General features: G+C 40.9%; 21 protein-coding genes and 1 riboswitch. Of the genes, 14 read left to right on the top strand and 7 right to left on the bottom strand.

Features of this window, described 5'->3' with window-relative positions; all coding sequences use genetic code 11:
- Window positions 1–11: 11 nt before the first annotated feature.
- From liaF to SP4011_RS09625, 5 genes are all read left to right on the top strand, one after another.
- Window positions 12–710: a cell wall-active antibiotics response protein LiaF gene (liaF, locus tag SP4011_RS09645; RefSeq protein WP_338619087.1), complete on the top strand. Its 699-nt coding sequence runs from the start codon at window positions 12–14 to the stop codon at window positions 708–710.
- Entirely contained in the window at window positions 707–1,702 is a 996-nt protein-coding gene (locus SP4011_RS09640) for a sensor histidine kinase (RefSeq protein ID WP_338619086.1), read from the top strand. Before liaF ends, SP4011_RS09640 begins: the two co-directional genes overlap by 4 nt.
- Window positions 1,703–1,715: 13 nt before the next feature.
- The gene (locus SP4011_RS09635; RefSeq protein WP_070528784.1) at window positions 1,716–2,348 is read left to right on the top strand and encodes a response regulator transcription factor; all 633 of its coding nucleotides are present in this window, start codon (window positions 1,716–1,718) and stop codon (window positions 2,346–2,348) included.
- Window positions 2,349–2,495: 147 nt separating this feature from the next.
- The gene (locus SP4011_RS09630; protein WP_338619084.1) at window positions 2,496–3,443 is read left to right on the top strand and encodes an alpha/beta hydrolase; all 948 of its coding nucleotides are present in this window, start codon (window positions 2,496–2,498) and stop codon (window positions 3,441–3,443) included.
- A gap of 277 nt (window positions 3,444–3,720) precedes the next feature.
- Window positions 3,721–4,902 (top strand): N-acetylmuramoyl-L-alanine amidase family protein, encoded by a 1,182-nt coding sequence (locus SP4011_RS09625; RefSeq protein WP_338619081.1) that lies wholly within the window; start codon window positions 3,721–3,723, stop codon window positions 4,900–4,902.
- An 85-nt stretch (window positions 4,903–4,987) separates the two neighbouring features.
- Here SP4011_RS09625 and SP4011_RS09620 read toward each other — a convergent pair whose 3' ends face one another.
- Window positions 4,988–5,860 carry a helix-turn-helix transcriptional regulator gene (locus SP4011_RS09620; protein ID WP_338619079.1) on the bottom strand — a complete coding sequence of 291 codons (873 nt, stop codon included), beginning with the start codon at window positions 5,858–5,860 and terminating at the stop codon, window positions 4,988–4,990.
- A 197-nt stretch (window positions 5,861–6,057) separates the two neighbouring features.
- On the opposite strand from SP4011_RS09620, the gene SP4011_RS09615 reads away from it, so the two are divergent.
- Together SP4011_RS09615 and tig are read left to right on the top strand one after the other, a co-directional pair.
- Window positions 6,058–7,242 carry an N-acetylmuramoyl-L-alanine amidase family protein gene (locus tag SP4011_RS09615; RefSeq protein ID WP_338619078.1) on the top strand — a complete coding sequence of 395 codons (1,185 nt, stop codon included), beginning with the start codon at window positions 6,058–6,060 and terminating at the stop codon, window positions 7,240–7,242.
- A gap of 221 nt (window positions 7,243–7,463) precedes the next feature.
- Complete coding sequence (gene tig / locus SP4011_RS09610; protein WP_338619077.1) at window positions 7,464–8,747, top strand: trigger factor; 1,284 nt, start codon at window positions 7,464–7,466, stop codon at window positions 8,745–8,747.
- Window positions 8,748–8,794: 47 nt separating this feature from the next.
- Here tig and SP4011_RS09605 read toward each other — a convergent pair whose 3' ends face one another.
- The 3 genes from SP4011_RS09605 to rnhC form a co-directional block, all read right to left on the bottom strand.
- The gene (locus SP4011_RS09605) at window positions 8,795–11,161 is read right to left on the bottom strand and encodes an ATP-dependent RecD-like DNA helicase (RefSeq protein WP_338619075.1); all 2,367 of its coding nucleotides are present in this window, start codon (window positions 11,159–11,161) and stop codon (window positions 8,795–8,797) included.
- Window positions 11,162–11,289: 128 nt separating this feature from the next.
- On the bottom strand, window positions 11,290–11,904 hold the full coding sequence (gene lepB / locus SP4011_RS09600) for a signal peptidase I (RefSeq protein ID WP_001083986.1): 615 nt from the start codon (window positions 11,902–11,904) through the stop codon (window positions 11,290–11,292).
- A 3-nt stretch (window positions 11,905–11,907) separates the two neighbouring features.
- Window positions 11,908–12,789 (bottom strand): ribonuclease HIII, encoded by an 882-nt coding sequence (gene rnhC, locus SP4011_RS09595; RefSeq protein WP_338619069.1) that lies wholly within the window; start codon window positions 12,787–12,789, stop codon window positions 11,908–11,910.
- A gap of 86 nt (window positions 12,790–12,875) precedes the next feature.
- Here rnhC and zapA point away from each other — a divergent pair, with 86 nt between their 5' ends.
- The 6 genes from zapA to SP4011_RS09565 all read left to right on the top strand — a co-directional run bounded on the left by zapA (window position 12,876) and on the right by SP4011_RS09565 (window position 19,718).
- Window positions 12,876–13,178 carry a cell division protein ZapA gene (zapA, locus tag SP4011_RS09590; protein WP_000002019.1) on the top strand — a complete coding sequence of 101 codons (303 nt, stop codon included), beginning with the start codon at window positions 12,876–12,878 and terminating at the stop codon, window positions 13,176–13,178.
- Window positions 13,175–13,723, top strand: coding sequence for a CvpA family protein (locus SP4011_RS09585; RefSeq protein ID WP_261066411.1), 549 nt, complete (start codon window positions 13,175–13,177; stop codon window positions 13,721–13,723). Before zapA ends, SP4011_RS09585 begins: the two co-directional genes overlap by 4 nt.
- A gap of 218 nt (window positions 13,724–13,941) precedes the next feature.
- Window positions 13,942–16,278 carry an endonuclease MutS2 gene (locus SP4011_RS09580; protein ID WP_338619058.1) on the top strand — a complete coding sequence of 779 codons (2,337 nt, stop codon included), beginning with the start codon at window positions 13,942–13,944 and terminating at the stop codon, window positions 16,276–16,278.
- 163 nt (window positions 16,279–16,441) lie between these two features.
- Window positions 16,442–16,530: riboswitch (glycine riboswitch) on the top strand.
- 90 nt (window positions 16,531–16,620) lie between these two features.
- Window positions 16,621–17,943, top strand: coding sequence for an alanine/glycine:cation symporter family protein (locus SP4011_RS09575; RefSeq protein WP_050223065.1), 1,323 nt, complete (start codon window positions 16,621–16,623; stop codon window positions 17,941–17,943).
- 216 nt (window positions 17,944–18,159) lie between these two features.
- Window positions 18,160–18,708 (top strand): carboxymuconolactone decarboxylase family protein, encoded by a 549-nt coding sequence (locus SP4011_RS09570; protein ID WP_050223066.1) that lies wholly within the window; start codon window positions 18,160–18,162, stop codon window positions 18,706–18,708.
- Window positions 18,709–18,818: 110 nt separating this feature from the next.
- Entirely contained in the window at window positions 18,819–19,718 is a 900-nt protein-coding gene (locus SP4011_RS09565; RefSeq protein ID WP_000735985.1) for a TDT family transporter, read from the top strand.
- A gap of 24 nt (window positions 19,719–19,742) precedes the next feature.
- Here SP4011_RS09565 and serS read toward each other — a convergent pair whose 3' ends face one another.
- From serS to SP4011_RS09550, 3 genes are all read right to left on the bottom strand, one after another.
- A complete protein-coding gene (serS, locus tag SP4011_RS09560; RefSeq protein ID WP_338619054.1) occupies window positions 19,743–21,017 on the bottom strand; it encodes a serine--tRNA ligase in 1,275 nt (424 codons plus the stop codon).
- Window positions 21,018–21,230: 213 nt separating this feature from the next.
- Window positions 21,231–21,602, bottom strand: coding sequence for a DUF956 family protein (locus SP4011_RS09555; protein ID WP_000079358.1), 372 nt, complete (start codon window positions 21,600–21,602; stop codon window positions 21,231–21,233).
- A gap of 2 nt (window positions 21,603–21,604) precedes the next feature.
- Window positions 21,605–22,969 carry an aspartate kinase gene (locus SP4011_RS09550; protein WP_338619049.1) on the bottom strand — a complete coding sequence of 455 codons (1,365 nt, stop codon included), beginning with the start codon at window positions 22,967–22,969 and terminating at the stop codon, window positions 21,605–21,607.
- A 377-nt stretch (window positions 22,970–23,346) separates the two neighbouring features.
- Between SP4011_RS09550 and SP4011_RS09545 the strand changes: the two genes are divergently transcribed.
- Window positions 23,347–24,240, top strand: a complete 894-nt coding sequence (locus SP4011_RS09545; RefSeq protein WP_173214214.1) for a Fic family protein — start codon at window positions 23,347–23,349, stop codon at window positions 24,238–24,240.
- Window positions 24,241–24,527: the final 287 nt, after the last annotated feature.

Below are 24,527 nucleotides of genomic sequence, written 5' to 3'. Positions count from 1 at the left end.
AGGATGAACCTATGAGAAAATTTAAAATCTTTTTATTTATCGAAGCCTGTCTTTTGACAGGAGCTCTGATTTTGATGGTTTCAGAGCATTTTTCGCGTTTTCTGCTGATTTTATTCCTCTTTTTGCTTTTGATTCGCTATTACACTGGTAAAGAGGGGAATAATCTTCTTTTAGTGGTGGCAACCATTCTCTTCTTTTTCATCGTCATGCTCAATCCTTTTGTGATTCTAGCTATTTTTGTTGCGGTCATCTATAGCCTCTTTCTTCTTTATCCGATGATGAACCAGGAAAAAGAGCAGACCAATTTGGTTTTTGAAGAGGTGGTAACGGTTAAGAAGGAGAAAAATCGTTGGTTTGGAAATCTCCATCATTTTTCAAGCTACCAGACTTGCCAGTTTGATGATATCAATCTCTTTCGCCTCATGGGTAAGGACACCATTCATTTGGAGAGGGTGATTCTAACCAATCATGATAATGTCATTATCCTCAGAAAGATGGTAGGGACGACCAAAATCATTGTGCCTGTAGATGTAGAAGTCAGTCTCAGTGTTAATTCTCTTTATGGGGATTTGACTTTTTTCAACCAGCCTAAGAGAGCACTCCGCAATGAACACTATCATCAAGAAACAAGAGACTATCTCAAGAGTAACAAGAGCGTCAAGATTTTCTTGACTACTATGATTGGGGATGTTGAGGTGGTCAGAGGATGAAAAAACAAGCTTATGTAATCATTGCCATTACCTCCTTCCTGTTTGTCTTATTTTTCTCCCACAGCTTGTTGGAAATCCTTGATTTTGACTGGTCTATTTTCTTGCATGATGTCGAAAAAACAGAAAAATTTGTCTTTTTGTTGTTGGTGTTCAGTATGTCCATGACCTGTTTCTTAGCCTTATTTTGGCGAGGTATTGAAGAACTTTCTCTAAGAAAAATGCAGACTAATCTCAAGCGTTTGTTGGCAGGGCAAGAAGTGGTTCAAGTTTCAGATCCAGATTTGGATGCCAGTTTCAAGTCCTTGTCAGGTAAACTTAACCTTTTAACAGAAGCTCTTCAAAAGGCTGAAAATCAGAGTCTTGCTCAGGAAGAGGAGATTATAGAAAAGGAACGGAAGCGGATTGCTCGGGATTTGCACGATACAGTCAGTCAGGAGTTGTTTGCGGCTCACATGATTTTGTCAGGCGTTAGTCAGCAGGCTTTGAAATTGGATAGAGAAAAGATGCAGACCCAGTTGCAGAGTGTCACAGCTATTTTAGAAACAGCCCAGAAGGATTTGCGGGTCTTGCTCCTGCACTTGCGACCAATTGAACTGGAGCAGAAGAGCTTGATAGAAGGGATTCAAATTCTCCTAAAAGAGCTTGAGGACAAGAGTGATCTCAAGGTTAGTCTCAAGCAGAATATGACGAAATTGCCCAAGAAGATTGAGGAGCATATCTTCCGCATTTTGCAGGAGTTGATTAGCAATACCCTCCGCCATGCCCAGGCCTCTTGTTTGGATGTCTATCTCTATCAGACAGATGTTGAAGTACAGCTGAAGGTGGTGGACAATGGGATTGGTTTCCAGTTGGGGAGCTTAGACGACTTAAGTTATGGACTTCGCAATATCAAGGAGCGGGTTGAAGATATGGCAGGGACAGTTCAGTTATTAACAGCTCCCAAGCAAGGGCTGGCAGTTGATATCCGTATTCCCCTGCTCGATAAGGAATGATAAAGGAGTGAAGATGAAAATTTTACTAGTAGATGACCATGAAATGGTCCGATTGGGCTTGAAAAGCTACTTTGACCTCCAAGATGATGTAGAAGTTGTAGGGGAAGCGTCCAACGGGTTTCAGGGTATTGACTTAGCCTTGAAATTGCGTCCAGATGTTATTGTCATGGATATCGTCATGCCCGAAATGAATGGAATTGACGCGACTTTGGCCATCCTCAAAGAATGGCCTGAAGCCAAGATTTTGATTGTGACTTCTTACTTGGACAATGAAAAAATAATGCCGGTTTTGAATGCTGGTGCCAAAGGCTATATGCTCAAGACTTCTAGTGCAGACGAACTGCTCCATGCCGTCCGTAAGGTGGCTGCTGGCGAGCTGGCTATTGAACAAGAGGTCAGCAAGAAGGTCGAATACCACCGCAATCACATAGAACTACATGAGGACCTGACTGCGCGTGAGCGAGATGTACTCCAACTCATTGCCAAGGGCTATGAAAATCAGCGTATCGCAGACGAACTTTTTATCTCTCTCAAGACGGTCAAGACGCACGTGTCTAACATTCTTGCCAAACTTGAGGTCAGTGATCGCACACAAGCTGCGGTCTATGCCTTTCAGCACCACTTGGTGGGGCATGAGGATTTTTAATACTAGCACATTAATACTTTTCGAAAATCTCTTCAAACCACGTCAGCTTCACCTTGCCGTACTCAAGTACAGCCTGCGGCTAGCTTCCTAGTTTGCTCTTTGATTTTCATTGAGTATAAATTAAAAAAATGATAAAAAGGAAAATCTATGAGATATATTGTAAGCATTTTAGCTATCGGTCTTGTAATAGGAGGAGGAATCTTATTTTGGAAAAGTAGAGAGAATACATCTCCTCGTATTCAAGTTGAAGAAAGTATTTCATCTGCTTCTAGTCAAGAAACAAATCAATCACCTAAAACACAAGAGAGTCATCTAGTTCCGACAGAAGATATTGTTACCGAGGAATATACGGTTACTTATGAAGATAAAAACCTGTATGGTCAAATTACTGCACCTAGAGATTATAAAAATAAAAAATTACCAGTAGTGGTCATCTCACATGGCTTTAACAATACATTTGATATGTATAAAGATTATATCCAATTGTTAGCAAAGCAAGGCTTTTTGGTCTATGGTTTTGATTATTATGGAGGAAGCCGTAATTCTAAAAGTGGTGGTCAAGATATGCTGGGTATGTCAGTTAAAACAGAGTTAACAGACTTAACGAATGTAGTATACAAACTGACATCAGAAAGTTATGTTGATAAGAAACATCTGAGCATAATAGGTGTCAGTCAGGGTGGTGTAGTAGCTAGCCTGTATGCAGCTGCTAATCCGGAACAAATCTACAAGCTGGGCCTGATTTTCCCAGCTTATGTTTTATTTGATGATGTGAAGGAAACTTATCAAAATCTTGGAAGTCCATCATTTTATCAACTCCCTGATAGTCTGACACATCATAATGCTAGGCTGGGTAAAATTTATCTGACAGATGCACTCGATATTGATATTGAAGATGTACAGAGGAAGATCACGGCTCCTACTCTAATTGTACATGGAACCAATGATACAACTGCTCCCTACCAATATTCAGTAGATGCGAGTCAAAGAATTCCAAATGCTAAACTGGTTACAGTAGAAGGTGGAAGTCATCGTATTGATGAGAATTTTAGTAAAATTGCCATACCAGCCATTCAGAACTTTTTGGCAGAGTAAAGAATTTTTAGTAGCTGACCTTAGTATCAAAGAAGCGAGCAAGTATCTCCAGCACAATAAAATATTTTTTTCACAATGTCTTTATGTTATTTGTTGACATTCATTTTATAGGGGAGTAAAATAGAGTTAGAAATAGATAAAATAATATAGTGTTTATAAAATAGTTTCCGAACAAGTTTAGCAAAAATAGGATTTGTATTTCATCTCTTTAAGAGTGCTATAAAAATATGGTTAAACTAACTCTATCTCACAGTTTTAATTCGTGGAGGAAATGGCTATGAAAAAATCTAAACTACTAACACTTGGTTTGCTTGTAGGTGCTGGTCTACTTTTGTCTATCAATCAAGCACAGGCTGCAGATACTTGGGTTAAAAATGGTGCTGACTGGAATCTTTCTCAAGATGGCAGTCTAGCTAAGGATAAATGGGTACAAAATGCTGGCTCATGGTACCACTTCGACGGTTCTGGTAAAATGCAGACAGGCTGGCTCAAAGATGGGGATACCTGGTATTCACTAGCAGATAGTGGTGCTATGCGTACTGGCTGGTACAAGGAAGATGGCACATGGTACTCCCTAGCAGATAGTGGCGCCATACGTACAGGTTGGTACAAAGAAGGGGCTACATGGTATTACCTCAAAGACAGTGGCGCTATGGCAACAGGATGGGCGACTGCAAATGGTCAATGGTCTTACTTTGAAAAATCAGGTGCTATGGTCGCAGACAGAGCTGTTCCAGCCAGTGATGGGAAAAGTTATGTCATTGGTAAGGATGGTTATCTGTTAACCAAACTCCCAAGTCAGGTTGAACAATCTCAAGCGGATGATACAATTATCACAAATATTGTTACTTTGTCTGATGGTTATGATTATCACCTTATTTATACAAAAGATGGAGTCATTGTTGAAAAGAATGCCTGGTATATCAAACCAGAGTTTAAAAAGTTTTCTAATAAATATGGGGATTATGTTTCCAATACGATGTTGGCTTTAATAGATAATAAAGATCAAGGACAGGAAATTGATCCTAAAGCTGTTATAAAGAATTTCCAAAACTTACCAAACAGGTATTACTTTGGGGCAGATGGTCGTCGCGTAACAAATTTACCAGAAATGACCACCTATTCAGAGGTTAAAAAAGTTGGCAATGATGTCTATCTAGAAAATCCAGGTGCACGCCTTCGTCTTGGGGCTACCAGCTTTACAATCAATAACAATAAACTATACTATTTAGATGGAGCTAATGGCAAACTAAAAACAGGCTATCTCGCATTGATTGATGATAGACCAAGTTCTCATCACTATCATATTCTTGTTTATGCAGACCAATCTGGTGAAATTCTTAAAATGAAACGATTGCCAACAGGAATTTCAGATTATCTTAATAAAGAAATTGACGGTTTCTACGGTCAAACTGTTAAAATCGATAGTAAGACAGGAAATGTTTCTGTTGTGAAATAAACTATCAGACAGAGTAAAACGAAAAAAGCGAACAACTTTGTCTACTAGGAAGTCATGTTCGCTTTTATTCATAAAATAATAGTTACTATTTGCCCTCTGTTTCAAAAAAATCTGCTTGATAATAATCACTAACTTCTCTTTTCATTTCCCGCAGTAATCGACTTTCATTTGTTGATTTGAGTAAGGATAATCCTTTATTAATCATAGCATGATTTTCATTAACGATTCCCAGACGTACTTGAGCTACACCTAATAAATCGTATCGTTTCAATATTTTTGCTAAATCAAGACATTCTTGAATTAAGCATAGACAGTCATCTTTCTTCCCTGCTTCAAGGTACATTCGGGTCATATTGGCTAGAATGGAGTAATGAATACTTTGAATTGGGCGATAATCTGTGTATTTATTTAGAGATTTGACAAGTCTTTGACGTAGCATTTCTAGTGAATCAACAGGGAAATGGAAAATGATCATCACTAACAACCGTAAATCTGAGAGAAACCACTGATCTCTTTTTTCCAATTCTTTCCATAACTCTTCAGCTAAGGCTTGGGCTTTATCGGAAAACTGATTTTCAATCACTTCTATAAAAATGGTTAGTTCTTTCACAGCGTGTTCTATTGGGATATCATTCTGCACTTCATCTAGATAAATTTGACATTTTGATAGCAGTGTCTTCATTTCTTCTAGATTAGGTGAAGAAATGACTTGATAATATTCTGAAAATAATTTCTTACGAGAATCCATTTGGTAATGTTGACAAATATAATGAAATTCATCGAAACTCATATCAATTTGTCTCAAAAGTAACTCCATAGTATCATACCTAGGAGTAGAATGATTATTTTCAAACTTAGATAAGTTAGAATGAGTAATGTAGTCACCACAGACCTCATTTTGTGTAATCCCTTTTGACTTACGAATGTATTTATAAACTGAACCAATATCCCACCGCATATTTTTGCCTCCAAAAATGTTCCAAAAGTAGAAGTTTTAAGAAAATATTTATACTTAGTATATCATAAAGGTGTGGGGTGGGCAATGATGATAGAAAGAAGGTGTTGGTTGACTCTTAAGGATTATTAGGAGTTATGTAGAATGTTTATGATGGAAAACTATCTTTTTATAACTATTCAATAAAGGAGGAAATAGCTATGAAAAAATCTAAACTACTTACACTTGGTTTACTTGCAGGTGCTGGTCTACTTTTATCTATCAACCAAGCACAGGCTGCAGATACTTGGGTTAAAAATGGTGCTGACTGGAATCTTTCTCAAGATGGCAGTCTTGCTAAAAATAAATGGGTACAAAATGCTGGTTCTTGGTACCACTTCGATAGCGCTGGTAAAATGCAGACAGGTTGGCTCAAAGACGGCAATACATGGTATTCACTAGCAGATAGTGGCGCTATGCGTACTGGCTGGTATAAGGAAGGAAGCACATGGTACTCATTAGCAGCTAGTGGTGCTATGCGTACTGGTTGGTACAAAGAAGGGTCTACATGGTATTACCTCAAAGGCAGTGGCGCTATGGCAACAGGATGGGCGACTGCAAATGGTGAATGGTCTTACTTTGAAAAATCAGGTGCTATGGTCGCAGACAGAGCTGTTCCAGCCAGCGATGGAGAAAGTTATATCATTGGTAAGGATGGCTATATGTTGACTTTAAAAAATAGCCCTTATAAAAATGATGATATTGTCCGTTTAGGTGATGGATATGAGTATCTGATTACATCAAAATTTGACGGAAATAACTTTACTGATGTTATCGTGGATAAAAACACTTGGTACATCAAACCTGAGTTCAAGAAGTTTTCCGACAAATATGGGGATCAAGTTTCAAATACAATCTTAGCTTTAGTAGATAATAAAGAAGAAGGACAAGAAATTGATCCTAAAGCTGTTATTCGTAATTTCCAAAATCTACCAGGTCGATATTACTTTGGAGCAGATGGTCGTAGAGTATTACCACTTCCAGAGATGACAACTAGATCAGAAATCAAAAAAGTTGGCAATGATCTTTATCTAGAAGACCCAGGTGTACGACTTAGACTTCCATCTACTAACTTCACAATCAATAACAATAAACTATACCATTTAGATAATGGACAAGGTAAGCTTAAAACAGGTTACTTTGTATTGATTGATGACGGTATGTCTACAACCCACTATCATTTCCTTGTATATGCAGACCAATCTGGTGAGGTTCTTAAGATGAAACGCTTGCCATCAAGATTTTCAGATTATTTTGACAAAGAAATCGATGGTTTCTATGGTCAAAAAATTAAGATTACACAGCCAAATAAGTATGAATATTACAAGGTTCTTGTGGTTAAATAATACAAAACGAATCGCCTAATGAGGGATGTGTGGGCGATTCGTTTTTTACTGTAATCAGCCATCATTAAGCATCTTTTATAAGATTATATTCGAAACCTAAAGAAAACCAAGAAGAAACCATACTTCCAGCATCATTGAAAAGCGCAGTCATTACTTGAAAAAATTCGCTCGTTTATGTTATAATAGACTGTATTTAAAAAATTTTAAGGAGAAATGACAGAATGTCTGTATCATTTGAAAACAAAGAAACAAACCGTGGTGTCTTGACTTTCACTATCTCTCAAGACCAAATCAAACCAGAATTGGACCGTGTCTTCAACTCAGTGAAGAAATCTCTTAATGTCCCAGGTTTCCGTAAAGGTCACCTTCCACGCCCTATCTTCGACAAAAAATTTGGTGAAGAATCACTTTACCAAGACGTTATGAACGCTCTTTTGCCAAACGCTTATGAAGCAGCTGTAAAAGAAGCTGATCTTGAAGTGGTTGCACAACCAAAAATTGATGTAACTTCAATGGAAAAAGGTCAAGACTGGGTTATCACTGCTGAAGTCGTTACAAAACCTGAAGTAAAATTGGGTGACTACAAAAACCTTGAAGTATCAGTTGATCTAGAAAAAGGAGTAACTGACGCTGATGTTGAAGAGCGTATCGAACGCGAACGCAACAACTTGGCTGAATTGGTTATCAAAGAAGCTGCTGCTGAAAACGGCGACACTGTTGTCATCGACTTCGTTGGTTCTATCGACGGTGTTGAATTTGACGGCGGAAAAGGTGAAAACTTCTCACTTGGACTTGGTTCAGGTCAATTCATCCCTGGTTTCGAAGACCAATTGGTAGGCCACTCAGCTGGCGAAACTGTTGATGTTATCGTAACATTCCCAGAAGACTACCAAGCAGAAGACCTTGCAGGTAAAGAAGCTAAATTCGTGACAACTATCCACGAAGTAAAAGCTAAAGAAGTTCCAGCTCTTGACGATGAACTTGCAAAAGACATTGATGAAGAAGTTGAAACACTTGCTGACTTGAAAGAAAAATACCGCAAAGAATTGGCTACTGCTAAAGAAGAAGCTTACAAAGATGCAGTTGAAGGTGCAGCAATTGATACAGCTGTAGAAAATGCTGAAATCGTAGAACTTCCAGAAGAAATGATCCACGAAGAAGTTCACCGTTCAGTAAATGAATTCCTTGGGAACTTGCAACGTCAAGGGATCAACCCTGACATGTACTTCCAAATCACTGGAACTACTCAAGAAGACCTTCACAACCAATACCAAGCAGAAGCTGAGTCACGTACTAAGACTAACCTTGTTATCGAAGCAGTTGCCAAAGCTGAAGGATTTGATGCTTCAGAAGAAGAAATACAAAAAGAAGTTGAGCAATTGGCAGCAGACTACAACATGGAAGTTGCACAAGTTCAAAACTTGCTTTCAGCTGACATGTTGAAACATGATATCACTATCAAAAAAGCTGTTGAATTGATCACAAGCACAGCAACAGTAAAATAATCTTAATAAACAGAAAACCCACCTGAATTGGTGGGTTTTCTTATACACTATTTTCCAAAAATCTCTTTGAGGTCTGCGTCTGTAATCCCAATCATGGCTGGGATGCTGTCCCAGTTTTCTTCTGTCAGGATGTAGGATTGTTCAGAGGCGCTTGATGTGGCAGTTTCAGAGATAGCTGGTTGCTTTTCTTCAACATTCTCCAATAAATCACTGAAGCGTTCAATCAGATAGGTTTTTCGGGCAGTTCCGATGTGCTGGGTAGCATAGTCGAAGGCTTGTAATTCGCCTAGTAAGATAAGCTTGCTTTTGGCGCGTGTAATGGCTGTATAGATGAGATTGCGCTCCAGCATACGCCTACTAGCACTAGTGATAGGTAGGATGACAACAGGGAACTCACTTCCCTGTGATTTATGGATACTCATGGCATAGGCCAAGCGAATTTTGTACCATTCGTTACGTGGGTAAGAGACTTCGTTGCCGTCAAAATCAATGACAATCTCATCTTGTTTCGACTCGGTGTATTTACCAGGAATCAGGTCTGTGATAGCTCCCAAATCTCCATTAAAGACATTGATTTCAGCATCGTTGACTAAATGAATGACCTTGTCTCCCTTGCGATAGTGGCACTGGGGAGCTTCAAAACTGAGTTGATCTTTTTGTGGTGGATTCAGGAGGTCTTGCATGAGCTGGTTGATGGCATCAATTCCTGCCGTCCCTCGGTACATGGGGGCCAGAACCTGAATATCACGGGCAGGAATACCACTTCTTAGGGCCGCGCCTAAAATCTTTTCAATGGTAGCAGGAATATGCCCGCTAGCAATTTCAAAGTAGGAACGGTCTGCTTTTTTCTGGGTAAAATCAGATGGCAGGATGCCCTGTCTAATCTGACTAGCTAGGGTGACAATGGTTGATTCTTCGCTTTGCCGGTAAATATTTTCCAAGCGAGTCTGAGGAATCAAGGGAATATGAAGCAGATCCGCTAGAACCTGTCCAGGACTGACAGACGGCAACTGGTCGCTGTCACCCACGATGAGGATCTTGCTGTTAGAAGAGATGTTGGAGAAGAGTTGGTTGGCCAGCCAAGTATCCACCATAGAAAATTCATCCACGATAATAAAGTCGGCATCCAGATAATCTTCCAGATGACTGGTGTCATCGTCACCTGTCATTCCTAAATGACGGTGTATGGTCGCGCTAGGCAAGCCTGTCAATTCATTCATGCGGCGAGCTGCTCGTCCAGTTGGAGCAGCAAGAAGAATCGGTAGATTGCTTTTTTTCCTGAGGTCAAGTCCTTCTAAAAGGGCATAAACAGCGATGATCCCATTGATAACTGTTGTCTTACCAGTACCAGGCCCACCTGTCAGGATAAAGACCTTGTTCTGGATAGCATCGCAGATAGCCTGTTTTTGAATGCTATCATACTCAATCCCCAGTTCTTCCTCGACAGTAGTGATATGTTTTTGAATAGTTTCTAAATCATGACTCTTCTGTTTTCCTTTTTCAAGGATACGAACCAAGTGACTGCGGATGCCTTCCTCAGCGAAAAAGAGGCTGTTGTCAAAAATTTTGGTATCAATCTGCTGAACCTTGTCTTCTTCGATCAGGTAGGAGAGTTCTTGGGCCACTTGGCTGGGATCCAGTTCCACGGGGCGAGAAGATTCAAGGAGATTAAGGGTTTGTTCTAGCAAATCCCGTGCTTCAACATAGGTGTCCCCTGTTTCCATACAGGTCTGAAAAAGAATGTGAACTAGACCGGCGCGGAAGCGTTCAGGAGCCTGACTTTCGATGCCTAGTTCCTCAGCTAGTTGGTCAGCAATGGTAAATCCCAATCCTTTGATATCTTCAACCAGCTGATAGGGATAATTTTCAACCACATCAAGGGTTTCTTCCTTGTAAAAGTCTTGAATTTGAAAGGCTAGTTTATTGGGAATGCCGTAGTTGGCTAGTTTGGCCAAAACCATCTCTGTTCCGTAGTTGAGACGGAGGGTGGAGACGAAAGCCTCACGATTTTTGGCAGAGAGTCCTGCGATGCCTTCTAACTTTTCTGGATGTTGCAAAATTTCGTCAATGGTATTGTCGCCGTAGGTGTCCACGATTTTCTGAGCTGTCTTGAGACCAATTCCCTTGAAATGGCTACTTGAAAAGTACTTAACCAAGCCCTTGCTAGTTGGTTTTGCGCGTTCATAACGACTGATTTGCAGTTGCTCCCCATACTTGGAGTGCTGGACAATTTGTCCCCAAAAAGTATAGTCTTCTCCCTCAATCACATCAGCCATGGTGCCCGTGACAATGATTTCAAAATCATCAAAATCTTCTGCGTCCGTATCTTCGATTTCTAGGAGGAGGATACGATAAAAATTGCTGGGATTTTCAAAAATAATCCGTTCAATGGTTCCTGAAAAATAAACTTCCATAAAATTCCTTTGTATGAATAGGTGAGAGCTGGGGTTGTTTCTATCCTAGTTAGACTGGGTAGTGAATAATCATCTTCTCACGATAGAAGAAGAGGCTGAGATTCTTGATTCTCGGCCTCTTAGGTTTCTTAAAATGTTCCGATACGGGTGATTGGCCAGAAGCGGAATTTAGCTTCCCCTGTGATATCTTTTGCTTTAAAAGTACCTACATGGCGGCTGTCGCTCGAAACCAGGCGGTCATCTCCGAGGAGAAGGTATTCTCCTTCTGGAACAGTAAAGCTAAAGTTGGTGTTATAGTTGACATCAACTGTGAAGGCTTGCGCTTTTTGAGCGATACTTCTAAAGAAAGTGCCTTTATTTCCTTCAAAGCCCTTGCCTGAGTATGTGCTTTGGAGTTTGTCATCCTTGAAGCGTTTGATATAGTCAGCTAGATAAGGTTCATCTGTCTCTTTGTCATTGATGTAAAGTTTATCGTTTTCGTAACGGATAGTGTCGCCAGGCATTCCAATCACGCGCTTGACAATGTCCTTATTACCGTCTTCCTCATGGGCTACCACGATATCAAAACGGTCAATAGGGAGGTGTTTGACAACAAAGAGAATTTCGCCATCCGCTAGGGTAGGATCCATGGAGTGTCCTTCTACGCGGACATTACTCCAAAAAAAGATACGGCTTAAAGCTAGTAATGACAGAATCAGGAGGAACAATCCCCACTCTTTTAAGAAATTTTTAAATGAATTCATAATTTACCTTTCTAAGCGTTTTTTCGCTTTTTCAGTATTTTTAAAGTGCAGTTTGGCGCAGAAGTTGAGTCCCTGCATACCATAGGCTTGTAAAATCTGGCTAGCTACCTTATCAGAAGCCGTTCCAGCTCCACTTGGAAGTTGATAACCCAGTTCTCGTCCTAGATTTTCAAGATTTTCTAGAAAGAGATCACGCGCAATGATGGAAGAAACTGCGACAGCCAAGTATTTGCCCTCAGCCTTTTCTTCTAAGCTGATAGGATTGCTGAAACGATTGGCCTCTTGTGCTAAGTACTTGTCATAATTTTTAGCACTGGTAAAGGCATCAATCACAATTTTCTCAGGCTGAACACCTTTTTGAAGGAGGAGATAGATAGCCTGATTATGGAGGGCAACCTTAACCGAAACAGCGTTGTAGCGGTCTCCGATGACTTCGTTGTACTTGCTTGGTGAGAGAAGCAGTGCCTGATGCTGGATTTTTTCCTTGAGGATAGGGGCAATCTGACGAATCTTTTGGTCGGTCAGAGTTTTAGAATCTCCCACACCGAGTTTTCGCAAGAAGTCATGCTGGTCGGGTGTGACAAAGGAAGCCACAACTGCAAGCCCACCAAAGTAGGAACCATTTCCAACCTCATCTGTCCCAATCAAAGGGAAATTTTGTCCCCTGTTTTCCTCTACAACTTGATAGCCAAAGAAACTAGCATATTTCTCAGCCCCTTCACCCTGAAGCAAGACCTTTCCAGAAGTATAGATAGAAACCGTTGCTTGAGGTAGTCGCAAAAAGTAGCGAATATAGGGATTCTTGCTGGGAGCCAGACTGCTTTGATAGTGTTCAAGAAAAGTCTGAATCTCCTTTTCGCTTGGTGTGAGTGTTATACTTGCCATAGTTTCTATTGTACCATAAAAGCAGGTAAATTTGTAAAAACTGACAAAATTAGCGAATTTTGGTATAATATCGTGAGGTGAATTTTATGGCAAATCTAAATCGATTCAAATTTACATTCGGGAAAAAATCATTAACCTTGACAAGCGAACATGACAATCTCTTTATGGAGGAAATCGCCAAGGTTGCGACAGAAAAATACCAAGCAATTAAAGAACAAATGCCTAGCGCAGATGATGAAACAATCGCTCTTTTGTTGGCAGTCAACTGTTTGTCAACTCAACTCAGCCGTGAGATTGAATTTGATGATAAGGAGCAAGAATTAGAAGAACTCCGTCACAAGCTGGTGACTTGCAAGCAAGAACAGAGCAAGATTGAGGATTCCTTATGATTTCACTCCTTCTTCTATTGGTCTTGGCTTGGGGATTTTATATCGGCTATCGGAGAGGCCTGCTCTTACAGGTTTATTACCTGATTTCAGCCATGGCATCGGCTTTTATGGCTGGCCAGTTTTATAAGGGGCTGGGAGAACAATTCCATTTATTGCTCCCTTATGCAAATCCGCAGGAAGGTCAGGGAACTTTCTTTTTCCCATCGGATCAACTCTTTCAGTTGGATAAGGTCTTTTACGCGGGTATCGGCTACTTGTTGGTTTTCGGGGTTGTCTATAGCATCGGTCGTTTGCTTGGTCTCCTCTTACACTTACTTCCTAGTAAAAAACTGGGTGGTAAGTTGTTCCAAGTTTCAGCAGGTATCTTGTCCATGTTGGTGACCTTATTTGTCTTGCAAATGGCCTTGACCATCTTGGCGACTATCCCCATGGCAGTTATACAAAATCCTCTTGAAAAGAGTATCGTCGCAAAACATATCATCCAGAGCATACCAGTAACAACTAGTTGGCTTAAACAAATCTGGGTGACAAATTTAATCGGATAAAAAGGGCAGGAGTTTTCCTAGCCCTTTGTTTACAGATTTGACTCGAATCTATCAGAATGTAAAAATCTAATACTCTTCGAAAATCTCTTCAAACCACGTCAGCTTCCATCTGCAACCTCAAAACACTGTTTTGAGCAACCTGCGGCTAGCTTCCTAGTTTGCTCTTTGATTTTCATTGAGTATACCACACCTAGACATTCAAAGACAAGGAAATAAAGATGAACAAGAAAATATTAGAAACATTAGAGTTCAATAAGGTCAAGGCCTTGTTTGAATCCCATTTGTTGACCGAGCAGGGCTTGGAGCAATTGAGACAGCTGGCTCCGATTGCCAAAGCAGATAAAATCAAACAGGCTTTTGCTGAGATGAAGGAAATGCAGGCTCTTTTTGTTGAGCAACCGCATTTTACCATTCTCGCAACCAAGGAAATTGCAGGAGTCTGTAAGCGGTTGGAGATGGGAGCGGACCTCAATATCGAGGAGTTCCTACTTTTGAAGCGCGTGCTTCTGTCTAGCCGAGAGCTGCAAAGTTTTTATGCTAATCTGGAAAATGTTAGCTTGGAAGAATTAGCCCTTTGGTTTGAGAAATTACATGATTTTCCGCAATTACAAGGAAATCTCCAAGCCTTTAATGATGCAGGTTTCATTGAAAATTTTGCCAGTGAAGAATTGGCGCGCATCCGTCGAAAAATCCATGATAGCGAGAGTCAGGTCCGCGATGTTTTACAGGACCTGCTCAAGCAAAAAGCGCAGATGTTGACAGAAGTAATTGTTGCCAGCAGAAATGGCCGTCAGGTTCTACCTGTCAAAAACACCTACCGCAATAAGATTGCAGGTGTCGTTCATGATATTTCTGCTAGTGGAAATACCGTCTATATCGAACCACGTGAGGTGGTCAAACTGAGCGAAGAAATTGCTAGTTTGCGAGCAGATGAGCGCTATGAAATGTTTCGCATTCTCCAAGAAATTTCTGAGCGTGTCCGCCCTCATGCGACTGAGATTGCCAATGACGCTTGGATTATCGGTCATCTGGACTTGATTCGTGCCAAGGTCCGCTTTATGCAAGAAAGGCAAGCAGTCGTTCCTGAGCTGTCAGAAAATCAAGAGATTCAACTGCTCCATGTCTGCCATCCTCTGGTCAAAAATGCCGTCGCAAATGATGTCCATTTTGGTCAAGATTTAACAGCGATTGTCATTACAGGTCCCAATACAGGTGGGAAGACCATCATGCTTAAAACTCTGGGATTGACGCAGGTTATGGCTCAGTCTGGTTTGCCGATTTTAGCAGATAAGGGAAGTCGTGTTGGTATTTTTGAAGAAATCTTTGCTGATATTGGAGATGAGCAATCTATTGAACAGAGCTTGTCTACCTTCTCTAGCCACATGACCAATATTGTGGATATTCTTGGCAAGGTCAATCAAAATTCACTCTTACTCTTGGATGAGTTGGGGGCTGGTACAGACCCTCAAGAAGGAGCAGCCCTTGCTATGGCTATTCTGGAAGACCTTCGCCTGCGTCAAGTCAAGACCATGGCGACCACCCACTATCCAGAACTCAAGGCCTACGGTATTGAGACAGCCTTTGTGCAAAATGCCAGCATGGAGTTTGATACTGCAACTCTACGCCCGACCTATCGCTTTATGCAGGGTGTTCCTGGCCGAAGCAATGCCTTTGAAATTGCCAAACGTCTAGGCCTATCTGAGGTTATAGTGGGGGATGCCAGCCAGCAGGTCGATCAGGACAATGATGTCAACCGGATTATTGAGCAACTGGAAGAGCAGACGCTGGAAAGCCGCAAACGCTTGGACAATATCCGTGAGGTGGAGCAAGAAAATCTCAAGATGAACCGCGCTCTCAAAAAGCTCTACAATGAGCTCAATCGTGAAAAAGAAACGGAGCTCAATAAAGCGCGTGAACAGGCTGCTGAGATTGTGGACATGGCCCTAAGTGAAAGTGACCAGATTCTCAAAAATCTCCACAGTAAATCTCAACTCAAGCCCCACGAAATCATTGAAGCCAAGGCTAAGCTGAAGAAATTGGCTCCTGAAAAAGTAGATTTGTCAAAAAATAAGGTGCTTCAAAAGGCAAAGAAAAAACGGGCTCCAAAGGTGGGAGATGATATCGTGGTGCTCAGTTACGGACAGCGTGGTACCTTGACCAGTCAACTCAAAGATGGCCGCTGGGAAGCCCAAGTAGGCTTGATTAAGATGACTTTAGAAGAGAAAGAATTTGACCTCGTTCAATCCCAGCAAGAAAAGCAAGTCAAGAAGAAACAGGTCAATGTCGTGAAACGAACTTCTGGTCGTGGCCCACAAGCCAGACTGGACCTTCGAGGCAAACGCTATGAAGAAGCAATGAATGAGCTAGATGCTTTTATCGACCAAGCCTTGCTTAATAATATGGCTCAAGTAGATATCATTCATGGTATCGGTACAGGTGTCATCCGTGAAGGAGTCACCAAATACCTACAAAGAAACAAACATGTCAAGAGTTTTGGTTATGCTCCACAAAATGCTGGAGGTAGTGGTGCAACTATTGTGACTTTTAAAGGATAGCAGTATTCTGGACTTTATAAAGTAAAAACTGTTGAACTAATTTTTACTAATAAACACATTGACAAAAGCCAACATTTTTTGTAAAATAAGAATCAATTAAATACCAACACCGAATGAAGTTTAATAGAAGTGGGGAATCGTTTGATTTTCCATGACTGTAAATGGACGGAACTCTGGAGAGACCGTAAAGGCACCGAAGGGGCAAGGCAGGCAACTGCTCAAACTCTCAGGTAAAAGGACAGAGCTAGGATAGACCGCTTTTTAGCATTTATCTAAGCATTCCAGAGTACATGTATCTTGCATGTGCTCTTTCTTTTGGGGTTGAAACGATAGGAGAAGGAAATGTTAGAATTGCTTAAATCAATCGATGCTTTTGCTTGGGGACCGCCCCTCTTGATTTTATTAGTCGGAACAGGGATTTACCTAACTATTCGGCTAGGACTCTTGCAGGTTTTGCGTCTGCCCAAGGCCTTTCAGCTTATTTTTATCCAGGATAAGGGACATGGTGATGTATCTAGTTTTGCAGCTCTGTGTACAGCTTTGGCATCAACCGTTGGGACAGGGAATATCATAGGGGTTGCGACGGCTATCAAGGTTGGGGGACCAGGAGCCCTCTTTTGGATGTGGATGGCGGCTTTCTTTGGAATGGCTACAAAGTATGCGGAGGGACTCTTGGCCATCAAATACCGCACCAAGGACGACCATGGTGCAGTAGCGGGAGGTCCCATGCACTATATCCTTCTAGGGATGGGAGAAAAGTGGCGTCCCCTTGCTGTTTTGTTTGCAGTAGCAGGAGTACTGGTTGCTCTCTTGGGAATCGGAACCTTCACCCAAGTCAACTCGATTACAGAATCTATCCAAAATACAACGGCTATTTCGCCAGCCATCACAGCTCTCGTCTTGTCTGTCTTTGTAGCGATTGCAGTCTTTGGTGGACTCAAGTCCATTTCAAAGGTTTCAACTACTGTTGTTCCTTTTATGGCTATCATTTATATTTTGGGAACTCTTACAGTTATTTTCTTTAATATTGGGAAAATCCCTGCCACAATCGCTTTAGTCTTTACCTCAGCTTTTAGTCCCCTTGCTGCGGTAGGTGGATTTGCTGGTGCTAGCGTTCGGATGGCTATTCAAAATGGTGTGGCGCGTGGTGTGTTCTCAAATGAATCTGGTCTGGGTTCTGCTCCCATTGCAGCTGCTGCGGCTAAGACAAATGAACCAGTAGAGCAAGGTTTGATTTCTATGACAGGAACCTTTATTGATACTCTCATTATCTGTACTCTGACTGGTTTGACCATCTTGGTGACTGGTGTTTGGAGTGGTGACTTAAATGGGGTTGCCTTGACTCAGTCAGCTTTCTCAACAGTCTTTTCACACTTTGGGCCTGCCCTTTTGACCATCTTCCTTGTACTTTTTGCCTTCACAACGATTCTAGGTTGGAACTATTACGGAGAACGCTGTTTCGAGTTCCTCTTTGGTGTTCGTTTTATCTGGCTCTACCGTGTGGTCTTTGTGCTCATGGTCTTGTTGGGAGGATTTATCGAGTTGGATATGGTTTGGATTATCGCAGATATTGTCAATGCCTTGATGGCTCTGCCAAACTTGATTGCCCTATTAGTCTTGTCGCCAGTCGTTATTGCTGAAACTAAAAAGTATTTTGATAAATAATGAAATCACACAGCTCGTGTGATTTTTTTGCCTATAAATGATTTTTATCAAGCTGATATATAATATATATTATGCAAGTGATTGGAAGTGTGATAAACTAATATACAACGAAAATCTTATGAGAGAATAAAGCTTTATCTTAAATAAACTTAGGAATCAGGATTTTATAAGATTTTCCAATAATACTAGTGTCAATAACAAGAAAAGAGGTATCTTATGACAACATTTACAATCCATACAGTAGAATCAGCACCAGCAGAAGTGAAAGAAGTTCTTGAGACAGTAGAAAAAGACAACAATGGCTATATTCCCAACCTAATCGGTCTTTTGGCCAATGCCCCGACTGCTTTAGAAGCCTACCGAACTGTCGCATCTATCAACCGTCGCAACAGCCTGACACCCGTTGAGCGTGAAGTGGTGCAAATCACGGCAGCCGTGACCAATGGTTGTGCCTTCTGTGTCGCAGGTCACACAGCCTTTTCCATCAAACAAATCCAGATGAATGATGACTTGATTCAAGCTCTTCGCAATCGTACTCCAATTGAAACAGATCCTAAATTGGATACCCTAGCTAAGTTTACTTTGGCAGTTATCAATACCAAGGGTCGTGTAGGAGATGAAGCCTTGGCTGAGTTTTTAGAAGCTGGCTACACGCAACAAAATGCCTTGGATGTAGTCCTTGGTGTCAGCCTAGCAAGCCTCTGTAATTATGCCAACAACCTAGCCAATACCCCAATTAACCCAGAATTGCAACCTTATGCTTAATTCATATCTGAGTAAAAAATGAAGTCTGAAATCAACGGACTTCGTTTTTTATCCCCTCATTTAAGCGCTTTTATGCTATACTGAAACTAACATGATTATTGGAGGTTAGGATGAAAAAACTCCCCTTAGTATTTTCAGGTTGTTTGCTAGGTTTGGCAGGAGCTGGAAATCTCGTTTTAGATACGTTGCCGGTTCTGTCCCATCTATTGAGTCTGACAGGTTTGATTTTGTGGATTTACTTTCTGCTTCTGCATCTTTTTAATTGGAAAGAAACCAAGCAAGAGTTGACCAAGCCCCCTCTTTTATCAGGGATGGCAACCTTTCCCATGGCTGGGATGATTTTATCGACCTATGTCTTTCGCGTATTCCCTCATCTTCCTTTGGTTGCGCAAGGACTCTGGTGGTGTTCATTTCTCTTGGATTTGGCCTTGATTGCTGGTTTCACCATCAAGTTTGCTTGTCCAGGTAAGAGAGTCAATGCGACTCCAAGTTGGACTGTTCTCTATGTAGGGATAGCAGTGGCTGCTTTAACCTATCCTCTTGTAGGTATCATCGAAATTGCCTATGCGACCTTGAGTTTTGGTTTTCTCCTAACCTTCTATCTCTATCCGCTTATTTATAGCGATTTAAAGAAAAATCCACTCCCATTAGCCTTGCTTGGGCAAGAAGGTATCTACTGTGCTCCTTTCTCTCTACTCTTGGCTTCCCTAGTTCGAGTTGGAGGAGCCAGCCTACCGACTTGGCTCTTGATTGCCATGATTTTGGCTTCCCAGTTCTTCTTTTTCTTTGTTTTGACTCGCCTGCCCAATATTTTAAAACAAGGCTTTCAACCAGCCTTCTCAGCCCTCACCTTCCCAACCATTATCACAGCTACTTCGCTCAAGATGGCTCAGGGAATTTTGAAACTTCCATTTCTGGATTACCTAGTATTGGCTGAAACCATTATATGCCTAACTATTTTATTCTTTGTACTAGGTGCTTATCTGATTTGGTTACGAAAAAAGGTCTAGCTAGAAATAGCTAAACCTTATTTTTTATGGTTTGATGACCTCAGCTCCACCCATGTATGGACGAAGTGCTTCTGGGATGGTCACAGAACCATCTTCATTTTGGTAGTTTTCAAGAATAGCAGCCACTGTACGTCCAACTGCAAGTCCAGAACCGTTCAAGGTATGGAGCAATTTCACCTTGCCATCTGCTTCATCACGGTAACGGATTTGGGCACGACGGGCTTGGAAATCTTCTGTGTTTGAACAGCTTGAGATTTCACGGTAGGTATTTTGGGCTGGAATCCACACTTCCAAGTCGTAAGTCTTCGCAGCTGAGAAGCCCATATCTCCAGTAGAGAGAGCAAGGACACGGTATGGAAGGTTGAGTTTTTGAAGAATGTTTTCAGCGTTGGCCGTCATTTTTTCCAATTCTTCGTAAGATTCTTCTGGTTTGGCAAATTTAACCATTTCAACCTTATGGAATTGGTGCAGACGAATCAAACCACGAGTATCACGGCCAGCTGAACCAGCCTCAGAACGGAATGATGGACTCATAGCAGTGAAGTAGATTGGCAGGTCTTTACCGTCAAGGATTTCATCACGGTAGTAGTTTGTCAGAGGAACTTCAGCAGTTGGAATCAAGACAAAGTTGGTATCGCTGAGTTCAAAAGTGTCTTCCTTGAATTTTGGATATTGACCAGTCCCAAACATAGAATCATGGTTAACCATGTAAGGCGTGATGACTTCTGTATAGCCTTCTTTTCCATGTTCATCCAACATAAAGTTGTAGATAGCACGTTCCAAACGAGCACCGAGACCTTTATAGAAGAGGAAACGAGCGCCTGTTACCTTACCACCGCGTTCCCAGTCAAGGATACCAAGGTCTTCACCAAGATCCCAGTGAGCTTTTGGCTCGAAGTCGAACTCGCGTGGAGTCCCCCAACGGCGAACTTCCACATTGTCATCTTCGTCAGCCCCAACAGGAACACTGTCAGCTGGAATGTTTGGAAGAGTAGTGGTAAATTCTGTCAATTTAGCATCGATGTCTGCCAATTCAGCATCCAAGGCTTTGACCTCAGCAGATAGAGTTTGCATGGCAGCAATCTTGTCATCTGCATTTTCTTTGTTGCGCTTAGCTTGGGCAATCTCAGCTGAAACTGTGTTACGTTCAGCCTTGAGAGTTTCAACCTTGACCAAGATGTCACGACGTTTAGCATCGATTTCTTTCATCTCATTCAAGACAGCAGCATCTACGCCACGTGTAGCCAATTTTTCTGCGACAGCATCAAAGTCTGTACGAATACGTTTGATATCTAACATAAGAACTCCTTTATGAAAAAAGCACACCTGACAAAGCGTTGGAGTGGCAGGGCCACGGTTCCATCCAACTTCACAGGTGTGCACTTGATTGTGTATGTAATTGTTACTAACGGTAGAATTTCACCTATCCCTCCTATCTGCTCGCAGCACCCGCAGACTTTCTGAAAGAAGAAGATAACCTACTTATCCGTTGCTATGATTATACTAAAGTTTCTACTTTTTTGCAAATAGATTTTTAAATTTTTGGCTAATTGTCTGAATTAGGGTCGGAAGTTTGACGACCTTGTCATTGCCCAGTTTTTCACGAGCAATTTTGAGAATGGCGCCTGAGTCTTTTGAAGCAAAGAGGAATTTTCCTTTGTCTGTAAAGACTTCGAAGTGGCGACTGATTTTCCGCCCAGTGACATTGGCTCCAATTTGGTTGATATGGCTCCAAGGAATCTGGATAAATTGTTCAACATTGACATCTGGGTAAAATTCCAAGGCCTGATCTCCGACAAGGAATTTCCCAACTTTCCCAGCTATAGAGAGGTAGGAAGTGCCTGTCGTGCTGAGAAGCACTGTTTTGTTAAGAGATTGGGCCATGGTTAGTCTTCCTTACTTTCACCGAAAAAGGCATTGTAGAGGGCTTTGATTGCTGCTTTCTCTTGGTCTTTATTGACAACGAACATGATAGAAACTTCACTAGAACCTTGAGACATCATCTGGATGTTGATCTTGTTTTCAGATAAAGCGCGTGTCGCAGTAGCAGTCACTCCGATATGACTCTTCATTTTTTCTCCAACAATCATAATGATTGAAAGGTCGTGTTCGATTTCTGCATGGTCTACTTCAGTCTTTTGAACCAACTGACGAAGGATTTCTTCTTCCTTGATAGGAGTTAGTTCGCGAGAACGGAGGATGATTGAAAGATCGTCGATACCTGTTGGCATATGTTCCCAACCGATGTTAAGATCTTCAAGGATTTGCAGAACCTTACGACCAAATCCAACCTCGCGGTTCATGAGGTATTTCGACATGTTAATGCTAACAAAGCCTGAGTCACCAGCAATTCCCACAACTGGAAATTCATCACTACTATGTTTTAGAACGATACGAGTACCTGGATGGTCAGGATTATTGGTATTCTTGATAACGAGAGGGATTTTTCCACGGTAGGCAGGAAGAAGAGCTTCGTCATGAAGGACTGAGAAGCCTGCATAGGCCAACTCACGCATTTCACGGTAGGTTAACTCAGGAATCGAGTGTGGTTGGTGGATAATACCTGGGTGAGCCGCAAAGATACCATCAACGTCCGTAAAGTTTTCATAAAGGTCAGCTTTGACACCAGCAGCAATGATAGAACCTGTAATGTCTGAGCCTCCACGTGAGAAGGTACAGATTTGATTGTCCTTGGTAACTCCAAAGAAACCAGGAATGACAAGGACTTCATTTGTATTTGTCAATTCTTCAATCTTGTCATAACTTGATGGAATGATGCGAGCGTGACCAGGTTCACTTGTTACCACAATCCCAGCTTCTCTAGGGTGAACATAGCGTGCATCGATACCGTTTTGGTTAAAGTAGGCTGCAATCAATTTAGCATTGTTGTTTTCACCGGCTGCTAGGAAGGTATCATAGAGAAATTCATTTTCTTCAATAGGAAGAGTAGCCAAGGCACGAATGCTTTTAGAAATTTTTTCTAGCACAGCTGGTTTAAGACCTAGTTCACTAACCATAGCAGCATAGCGGTCGATAATCCAGTTTTGGCTCTTGCTAATATCGTTACCAGCAACATAGTCGCGGTAGTATTTAATCAAGGCATCCGTAACCTTAGTATCCTCAGCATTGCGTTTACCAGGTGCAGAAACAACTACAAAACGACGCTCTGGATCGCTTTTTACGATGTTTAAAACTTTTTCTAATTGACTAGCAGAGGCAAGAGAGCTACCTCCAAATTTAACAACCTTCATAAGAACTCCTAAAGTAAGTATTTTATACGATTATAGCAGAAAGAAAGGCTTTTTTCAATGAAGAAAATGCTATCTTGTTTGGGTGTTTAAACTGCTCGGAATTAGTGTCTATACATCATTATTTTAATCTACTATATTATTTTAGTGTGTAATGTATCGAGGAGATTGAGTCTGTAATACTACCATATAATTTCTCAAATATTGTCATAAACTAGTTTAAATTCCCTAATTACTTTGTTCACATTTACCTTCGATATATTATATCCCATAGTTATAGTGGAAAATACTATTGTTCCGATAAGTGATAGATGTTGTTCCGACTTCCTTGCTATTGTTCCGACAAGGTGATATAATGTGACAGAACGGAGGGATAAAAGATGTATATTACAGTGAAAGAAACCGCTGAAAAGTGGGGAATATCTGACAGAAGAGTAAGAATTTTGTGCTCAGAAGGGAAGATTCACGGTGCATATCAAGAGGGAAGAACTTGGAAAATCCCATGTGACGCAGTAAAGCCGACAGATGGGAGATATAAGACTAAAGAATCACTCACTCTAGTCTTGGAAGATAAATTAGAAAGTCTAAAAAAACGACGTCCTTTAACTGAAGGGGAAGTAGAAAGATTAAATGAAGAATTTTTAGTAGAATATACATACAATTCTAATGCTATTGAAGGGAATACACTGACTTTACGCGAAACAGATATGGTTCTTAGAGGACTTACAATTGACCGGAAATCCTTAAAAGAGCATTTGGAGGTCATTGGGCATAAAGATGCTTTTGATTATGTAAGGCAACTTGTTAGTGAAGATGCTCCAATTTCTGAAAAGATTATAAAAGATATTCACTATTTGGTTTTGGCAGACAAGAAAGAAGATAGGGGTGTGTATCGAAGAGTTCCGGTTCGAATCATGGGGGCAGCTCATGAACCTGTGCAACCCTATTTAATTGTTCCTAAGATGGAAGAGTTACTGGAACGATACGAAAATAGCAAAGAAGATATGGTTACTAAACTTGCCCGTTTTCATATTGAGTTTGAATCTATTCATCCCTTCATTGATGGAAATGGAAGAACAGGGAGGTTATTGGTTAATTTGGAACTGATGAAAGCAGGTTATCCACCTATTGATATAAAATTTACTGATAGATTAAAATATTATGAAGCTTTTGACCACTATCATTTAAGGGATGATTTATCAGCCATGGCAGATATGTTTGCTCTATATTTGAATCAGAAACTAGATTTATATTTATCTATTTTAGATAAATGAGAATAAAAGAATTCCGTAGAACTTCAAATTTTTGTCAATAGAGCTCTTTTAAGATAATCTGATCTATAGACTAGACTTGCTCGGTATCTTTCTGAAAAAAATCCTTAACAAACGCCAGCAAAAAGTTAGCATTTTGCTGTTCAAATTTGCGAAAATAGTATATAATAATACTGTCTCAAAACTTGTCTTTTGACAAGCCTGGGAACAAAAAGAAAAAAACATATCCTTTCCTTAAATACTAAAATATTTAAGGGGGGGGTATTTTTTAGTACCTCCAGAAAGGAAAA

This window comes from Streptococcus parapneumoniae, from assembly GCF_037076355.1.
In the GTDB taxonomy this organism is placed as follows: Bacteria; Bacillota; Bacilli; order Lactobacillales; family Streptococcaceae; genus Streptococcus; species Streptococcus parapneumoniae.
Note: the sequence above shows the minus strand (reverse complement) of the source record. Positions and strands in the feature narration are given on the sequence as shown.